Annotated in this window: 6 protein-coding genes; 4 read left to right on the top strand and 2 right to left on the bottom strand. The window is 45.0% G+C overall.

Annotated features, from left to right (window positions below):
* Positions 1-281 precede the first annotated feature (281 nt).
* On the top strand, positions 282-1,316 hold the full coding sequence (locus tag F6J99_RS37975) for a phosphate/phosphite/phosphonate ABC transporter substrate-binding protein (protein WP_293121071.1): 1,035 nt from the start codon (positions 282-284) through the stop codon (positions 1,314-1,316).
* A 293-nt stretch (positions 1,317-1,609) separates the two neighbouring features.
* Here F6J99_RS37975 and chrA read toward each other — a convergent pair whose 3' ends face one another.
* Both chrA and F6J99_RS37965 read right to left on the bottom strand, forming a co-directional pair.
* Positions 1,610-2,848, bottom strand: a complete 1,239-nt coding sequence (gene chrA / locus F6J99_RS37970) for a chromate efflux transporter (protein WP_293121069.1) — start codon at positions 2,846-2,848, stop codon at positions 1,610-1,612.
* 10 nt (positions 2,849-2,858) lie between these two features.
* Positions 2,859-3,869: a sulfotransferase gene (locus F6J99_RS37965; RefSeq protein ID WP_293121067.1), complete on the bottom strand. Its 1,011-nt coding sequence runs from the start codon at positions 3,867-3,869 to the stop codon at positions 2,859-2,861.
* 979 nt (positions 3,870-4,848) lie between these two features.
* Between F6J99_RS37965 and F6J99_RS37960 the strand changes: the two genes are divergently transcribed.
* The 3 genes from F6J99_RS37960 (at position 4,849) to F6J99_RS37950 (ending at position 7,473) form a co-directional block, all read left to right on the top strand.
* On the top strand, positions 4,849-4,974 hold the full coding sequence (locus F6J99_RS37960; protein WP_293121065.1) for a hypothetical protein: 126 nt from the start codon (positions 4,849-4,851) through the stop codon (positions 4,972-4,974).
* The gene (locus F6J99_RS37955; RefSeq protein WP_293121063.1) at positions 4,956-5,090 is read left to right on the top strand and encodes a hypothetical protein; all 135 of its coding nucleotides are present in this window, start codon (positions 4,956-4,958) and stop codon (positions 5,088-5,090) included. Before F6J99_RS37960 ends, F6J99_RS37955 begins: the two co-directional genes overlap by 19 nt.
* 688 nt (positions 5,091-5,778) lie before the next feature.
* Complete coding sequence (locus F6J99_RS37950) at positions 5,779-7,473, top strand: hypothetical protein (protein WP_293121061.1); 1,695 nt, start codon at positions 5,779-5,781, stop codon at positions 7,471-7,473.
* Positions 7,474-7,725 lie beyond the last annotated feature (252 nt).

The raw sequence follows: 7,725 nt of genomic DNA, 5'->3' as shown, positions 1-7,725 counted from the left end.
CTGATTTTTGCCCCCCTAACCCCCCAAATTTGGGGGGAACAAGAGTCAATTTGCTTGTAAAAGTCCCCCAGAATTGGGGGATTTAGGGGGCTTGGATGTAGCAAATGAGACTTCTCAGACAACCTCTAAGGCTGGCTAGGGTATGTCTAAAACTTTATCAAAAATTAATTTAAACTTTATCAAAGTATCCATCAATTAAAATAACTCTTGCCAAAGAAAAAATAAGATCTAGTGTAAATTATTTTCCTGATTATTAATATTGAATAAATCAATCGGTTTTGATGCTTAAAAAACTAGTAAACTCAATAAGTTATCAACAGACAAAAATTAATATGTTAACTGGTGTATCGATTGCTCTTCTCCTAGGGCTTACCGCCTGCGAGAAGAAACAGTCTGCAAACCCATCAGTGATAGCCGTTGATACTTCCCATCAACCAGTTTCGGACAATACTGTTCGGGTGGCTGTACTTACCATTGATAGCGTGGATTCTGTCAAACAACGGTATCAGCCACTCCTAAACTACCTCTCTGAGGTGATTAATCGCCCTTTCTCCTTAATACCTGTTACCCAAGAAAGTCAATTCATTGAAGTAGCCCAAGGTAATTTACACTTTACCACCAACAATCCTCTGGCAGCTGTGCAAATCCGTCGGCTCTACGATACGAAGTTTCTACTTACCCACTCTCGACCTCAGGTGGGTACAAAATTTGGTGGTCTGATCATCGTCAGAAGCGATAGCAATATCTACAAACTGAAGGATCTGCGGGGTAAGAAGGCAGCCTGCGTGGCTTTTCAAACGGCGGCGGCTGGCTGCACTTTCCAAATCTATCATCTGCTTAAAAATGGTATTGACCCGTTCCTAGACTTCAGCAGTTTTGTGGAAAACAAATCACAAGACAAGATCGTGCTTGACGTAGTTAACGGCAAAATTGATGTTGGGTTTATCCGTACAGGTCAATTAGAAAAGATGCTCAACCAAGGCTTGCTGGAAAACCTGGAACAGCTGAGAATCCTAGAGTCGGCTAAGGACGAATTCTTCTATACTCATACCACCGAGCTCTATCCCGAGTGGCCAATTGCTGCGGTTAAGGGTACTGACCCGCAATTAGTCGCAGCACTGACCGACGCGCTTCTGAATATCCCGGCAAACCATCCAGCCCTGGCAGCTGCTAAGATAGAAAAGTTTTTACCGGCAGAGGATTATGGCTCCCTGGATAAGCTGATTGAAAGGTTGAGGCTAAAAAGTTGGGATGCTAATAGGGATCCGTTTAGGAATTCTGAGAACAGGCAACAGGGAGTAGGGAGTAGGGAGTAGGGAGTAGGGAGTAGGGCACAAAAATTCTCACCATTCCTACACGGATTGCTATAGCATTTTTATTTGAGATGTAAACCGAGAAGGTCTTTTTTTATTTTACTAAAAAACTCTGGATCTCTTTCCCCTATTGCCTTTTGCCTATTTCCTCTTGCCTTTTTCGAAAATCTATAACTTTACAACTTGTTTTAAAACTATATATTATAGCAATCCTAAATCAATTGAGAGAATGTTTGTTCCCTGTTCCCTACTCCCTGCTCCCAGATCCGCTGTTCCCTTTGCTATAGCAATCCATTCTAGATTGAGTAAAGTACTAAGCCTAAAATTCCGGCAATCGGGATAATCAACAGCACCTTCACCCGGAACCGCCACAGGGCAACTAGGGCTGCGGCAAAGATCACCAAGCTGCCAACATGAAATTCAGCACTCCCAGCTACTACAATAGCAGCGGTAATGATCATGCCAATTACGGCAGGACGAATTCCTTTGAGCGCCGCCTGAATCACTGTAGATTCTTTGATATGTTTCAATAAGTGGGAACAGGTTACCATCAGCAGTCCTGGTGGTAAGAAAATGCCTACTGTTGCTACTATTGCTCCGGAAATCCCTTTCACCACATAACCGATGAAGGCAGCGCTGATCAGAATTGGTCCAGGGGTAATTTGTCCGATTGCGATCGCATTAGCAAATTCTGTCTGAGTCACCCAACCGTAATTATTCACCACCACTTCTTGAATCAGGGGAATGAACACGTAGCCTCCACCAAATAGCATCAGGCTCATGCCGGAAAATGTCACGAATAGTTTCCCGAGGCTGGTTTCCCCCAAAAAGGGTAGGGGAATCAGAGAAAGCAACAGAAAACTCAGGAGGATGAGCAAGGTGACTGACAACTTCAGCCAGGAAATCCCCTGAATTGACTCCTGAATCGGTTGAGCTTGGGAATTCTCCTGTCCCGAGTGCTTAGTGTCACCTAACCAAAGCCATCCTACCAATCCAGAACCCACCACGACTAGTACAGTAATGTAGAATCCTCCTACTACCTTGAGTAGGACTGCCGCTATTAAAGCAATCACTAGTTCCCGCCAGCCTTTGATCGCTTTTTTGCTCATGCGTCTGGCGGCACTCAAGATTATCGCCGCCACCGCAGGAATAAATCCGGCAAAGGCTTTTTGAAGTGCTGGAATTTCCCCGGCCTGGAGATAAGCAATCGTTAAACCAATTACCAGGATAAAAGAAGGGAGCAACACACCAATGGCACTGACTACAGCGCCATTAGTCCTCCCCAAGCGATAGCCCACATAGGCTACTACGTTAGCAGCAACTGGACCAGGTAAAACAGTGGCTAAAGAAATGCCGTCTAGCATATCTTCATGGGTGAGGAGCTTGTGGCGCCGCACCATCCGATTCTCCACTACGGAAATCAGAGCCATGAAACCGCCAAAGGCTGTACTTCCGATCTTGAAAAAGTTCCAGAAGAGAAACCAAAGGGATACCGACTCGGAATTTTCCGAGTTTACATGCAGTTTTTTTAACATAGTCAGTTCTTTAAGCCACTAGGGTCTGACGTGCTTTAATCTCTTTGAGCAGAGTGGCTTGGCGATCTCGTCGCTTTAAGTCCTCAGGATCCATTTTTTGGCGTGCCTCTGCTTTTAAGTTTTGGTTAATCGCATTAAATTTAGCGATCGCAGTGCTGCTGAATTTGATTTCTTTCCCTTTAAGAATCCCAACCCGTTCGTAACCAAGAGCATCAAGTACATCTCCCGCCACCAATTCAAAAATCAGGATTTCCTCATCCGTAGCTTCCTGGAGAAACTTCTTAGTGTTTTGTTTAATTACAGGTTGGGTGACATTACTCCATAGGGAGCTAGACGTTGCAGCATTCGAGGCTTCCTGGGATTGATGGAAATCCAGCATCTCAGGAGTATACTGCACCCCTAGGAAATTACACAGATCCTGCAGGGTAGTCTCAGGAGAGCTGATTAGGGTTTCATAACTGATGCTGAAAAACCTATCGGGACTTAAGCGAGAGCGCATCTGGAGTGCTAAACGCTGGGCTTTTGCCCATTCTTGAGCAATATGGTAGAAATGCTTTTCTCCAACTACTGCCTTCTTAAAAGAAACCGCCACATCTCGACCATCCCGGTACAAATAGATAAATTTAGGGTTTTCCAAGTAGGCGGTAATCTCTGGCAGGTAGTAAACGTTGGCTAAACTTTTGCAACACCATTGCTGTGCTCCCCAAGTTTGTGCCATAATATCGTAAACAGAGGCAAATATAGCCACCAAAGACCGCTCTCGGCAAAGGGAAATAACTTCCTTTGTATCTAAATGCACACCCTCCCAAGGGACAGGATTGAGTTCCACTAAACGACACACATCATTGACTAATAGGGTAAAGCTGTCCGTTTGACTCAAATCCCCATAGGTAGGTAGTAATGGCATCATCCGCTGCAATATGTGAGGGGAGTGGGGAGCAGCGAGATCACCAATCTGATTCAACATCAGGCGCAATAAATTAGAGCCTGAGCGTTGGGTGCCGATCATAAAAATAGACATAACTTTGAGCTATCCTCATCACTGAATTCCAATTGCTGACCTTGATCACCGATTAAGTAGAAGCAGCCATCAGAAAACGTTGTGGTTGCAATGCAGTACAATAAAAGCTTGGTCTTCACCAAAGCAACTCTCCCTAGCTGTGAGTGGAGCGGTGTTTAGCTAACTAACCGTAAGTATTCAGCTATCAGCTATCAGCTCTGAGCTATCAGCTCTGAGCTATCAGCTCTGAGTTATTAGCTATCAGCTATCAGCTCTGAGCTATCAGCTCTCAGCCATTCGCGTAGCGTGGCCTTTGGCCAAGGCCTGTGGCCAAGCTATAGTAATTTCAAATAACAATGGAACACTTTTTCGGCTGAAACCCTTTCATAGCAATAAAGAGTTGTCTCAATCTAAATTGAAATGACTATACACCGAACAGCTTTTGAATAAAATAAGCTGACGGCTGTTCGCGCACGCGTGAGCTTTTAGCTCACGGCTGACGGCTGTTGGCGTAGCCTGCGCGTAGCGCATATGCTTACAAATTGTTTAACAACCGATCAGCGCGTTTATATCTGGTTTGTAAACAAAATTATTGCCGGAAAAAGCAAAAGCTAAGAGGCAAAAGGCAAGAGGGGCAAAATATCCGGAGTTTTATTGGAGAATAAAAAAAGACCTCCTATGTTTAGATCTGATTTATAAACCCTATAAACCAGATCACACCTTCGTTAACTGATTACCCGATCCGGGATAACAGCCGAAAATTAAGCACTATTACTAAAGTAGATAGGCTAAATGATTGACATTAAGACTGTAGGTTGATGGGCTGATGGGAGAATAATATCAAGTTCGGTTGAATACCCATAATAAAAGTGTGGGGAGATGGGGAGATCGGGAGATGGGGAGATGGGGTGATGGGGTGATGGGGAGAGTGCATCTCATTTTTGAAAATTTTGCGTAGGGTGCGTTAGGGGGGCTTCATTTTTCGCCTTGTAGTAAGGGTTTGGACAGCCCGCCCCGTAACGCACCACCGTGTCAAACAGCAAAAATGAGATGCACCCGATGGGGAGATGGGGAGATCGGGAGATGGGGTGATGGGGTGATGGGGAGATGGGGAGATTTTTATTAAGCGATGCAGCGCGGTCTTGGGGAGGCAGCGCGGTCTTGGGGGTTCCCCCCATGAGCGACTGCCGTGGTTTCCCCCATGAGCGACTGCATCAAGACAGGGTAATTATCCTGACATGATATAACACGCTTGTTAAGCCAAATCGGCATTGCTTAATAATGGAATGATTTTAAGATAATGGAATGATTTTAAGAGTTTTTTAGGTGCGCGCCTCCTAGGCTGGGTTCCCCGGCCTAGGGTCGCACCTGTGGAATAGGCATCTTGCCTGTTCCTGATTTTTTGGGGCGGGCAGGATGCCCACTCTACTCTGATTCATTTTTTGATTCAGCAACGCCGGACTTACTGTATCAATGAATTAAAACTGAAACCAAACTGAGAAAAAAAAGCAAAACTGAGACAACTGAGACAAAAACTGAGACAACTATTATGCCAACTTATGCTATACAATATCGCCTCTGAATAAGATTAATTTCATCGGTTTATGCTTCAACCTGAGATTAGTCTGAGAAAAATCTAAGCTCACCCTGGGCTAAGTATGAAAAAAATTATACAACTAAGCCTAGTTAAAATAACTGAGCTAAAAAACTGATACAAAAACTGAGACATTAGGCTCTGATCCGAATGCCATTGTAGAAATATAGACACCTTAGCGACTAGACAACAGCGCTAATGCCCTGTTAAAACCGATGGTTTTTGCCTAAGGGTCAATGTTTGCCTGAGGTTAAAAACACTACACTGGTCTATTGCCGGTAGACCAGTGTTTACTTCCAGTCTCAACTTAATTCACTTGCATTCGGAGGAACTTTCATGTCAAACACTTTTATTCCCACTGGAGAAACACTAACCGAGCCCGTAGTACTACCCGGAGTAGGGGATTCTTTAACTGTATTCGGTACATTAGATGTTGATGGTAGTGCTGTTGATATCACGGGCACTAATGCCAGCATCTTTAACGCAGAGACAGGCACAATTGATGGTAGCTTCAACGGTGTCAACTTCGTTAATGGTGGTGTCTCTTCTGGCACATTAACCAACCAAGGCTTGATTACCAGTGATAGTCGTCCCGTCAACATCGGTGGTCAGAACATCAAGGTTGATAACTTAGCCCAGATTATCTCCTCTGCAAGTCCTCGGGATGGTGTCGTTTACGCTGACCAGACTGCTACATCCTATGATATTTTAAACGGTCCTGATGCTCTAATCGATGTGGGTGAGGGGAATGATGGAGATGCCATTTCTCTACAACTCGGTGCTAATGTCACAGGTAGTGTGGTTAATCAAGGTACGGTGATCGGACGTGGTGTGCCGGTGGGTAATAACCAAGCTACTGCGATTCGCCTCAGACAGGGTACTGACATCGGAGGAGCGGATGTCTCAGTCTTCAATGGTGATATTGTCAATGAAGGCACGTTGATCTCAGAAACTGACAGTGGTATCCTGATTGAGTCGGGAGTCGAACTCAATGGTACAATCGTTAATAACGGTACGATTGATGGTGCTTTCAACGGCGTTAGCTTTGCCAATGGCGGTACCTCTTCTGGGGCGCTGCAAAATTTCGGTACTATCACTAGTGCTAGTCGTGCCGTAAATATCGGTGGTCAAGATATTAGCCTTCAAAACTTCGGTGAGATTCTCACCTCTGCCAGTCCCCGGGATGGTGTCGTTTACACTGACCAGAGTGCGCTTTCCTACTCGATTGTCAACGAAAGTAGTGGTCTGATCGATGTGGGTGAAGGCAATGATGGAGATGCCATTTCTCTACAACTCGGTGCTGATGTCACAGGTAGCGTAATTAATCGAGGTACGGTGATCGGACGTGGTGTGCCGGTGGGCAACAACCGAGCTACAGCTGTTCGCCTCAGACAGGGTACTAATACTGACCTCTCAGTCTTCAATGGTGATATTGTCAATGAAGGCACCTTGACCTCAGAAACTGATGCGGCAGTACTGATTGAAGACGGAGTCCAACTCAACGGCGAAATCATTAACAGGGGCACTATCAACGGTGGTGTTGTTGCAGGCAGCCCTCAGGTGGGTATTGATGCTCAGGGTGCTGAGGCTGACGTAACTATTGTTAACCAAGGTACTATCAACGGCGATGTTCTACTCAGTGCTGGTGATGATACCTATGATGGTATTGCAGGCACTGTTAACGGTACTGTTTTTGGTAATGAGGGCAATGATACTCTGATTGGTGGTAGCGCTAATGATGTCTTGAACGGAGGGGTTGGCAATGACTTGTTAACTGGCAATTCAGGTGCAGACATCTTCGCCTTCGGCAGTGAAATCTTCCAAGACGGTCTCCAGGACTTTGACCAAATCACTGACTTTGAGGCAGGGGATAGCTTTGATTTTGCTGACGAGTTCTTGGGCAATATTAGTTTCGGTCGCGAAACAGTTAGTGGTCAAGAAGCCGTAGTAGCTATCCTTGGCGGCGAGGATAATCTGACTGTATTCGGTAATCTCGATGCTGCTGAGCAGGCATTTAATGCATTTGTGTAACACAACAGTGTGATCACAAGACTGTTCCGATTAGTTCTTACATAAAAGGTGTTTACCCAAGACTGTTAGCGATCGCTAGTTAGATTAGCGATCGCATTTTTTTTCTAAGCTCAATGGTTACATCATACCGATGCTATCGGAAAGGGAGCATGTCACTTATGCAGCAACATTAGTACTAAGGTAATAGGTAATAGGTAATGGGTAATGGGTAATAGGTAATAGGTAATGGGTAATGGGTAGAGCGGATGGGAG

The sequence above is a fragment of the Moorena sp. SIO4G3 genome (genome assembly GCF_010692305.1).
GTDB classification, from domain to species: Bacteria; Cyanobacteriota; Cyanobacteriia; order Cyanobacteriales; family Coleofasciculaceae; genus Moorena; species Moorena producens_A.
This window is presented reverse-complemented; position numbering and strand designations above follow the sequence as displayed.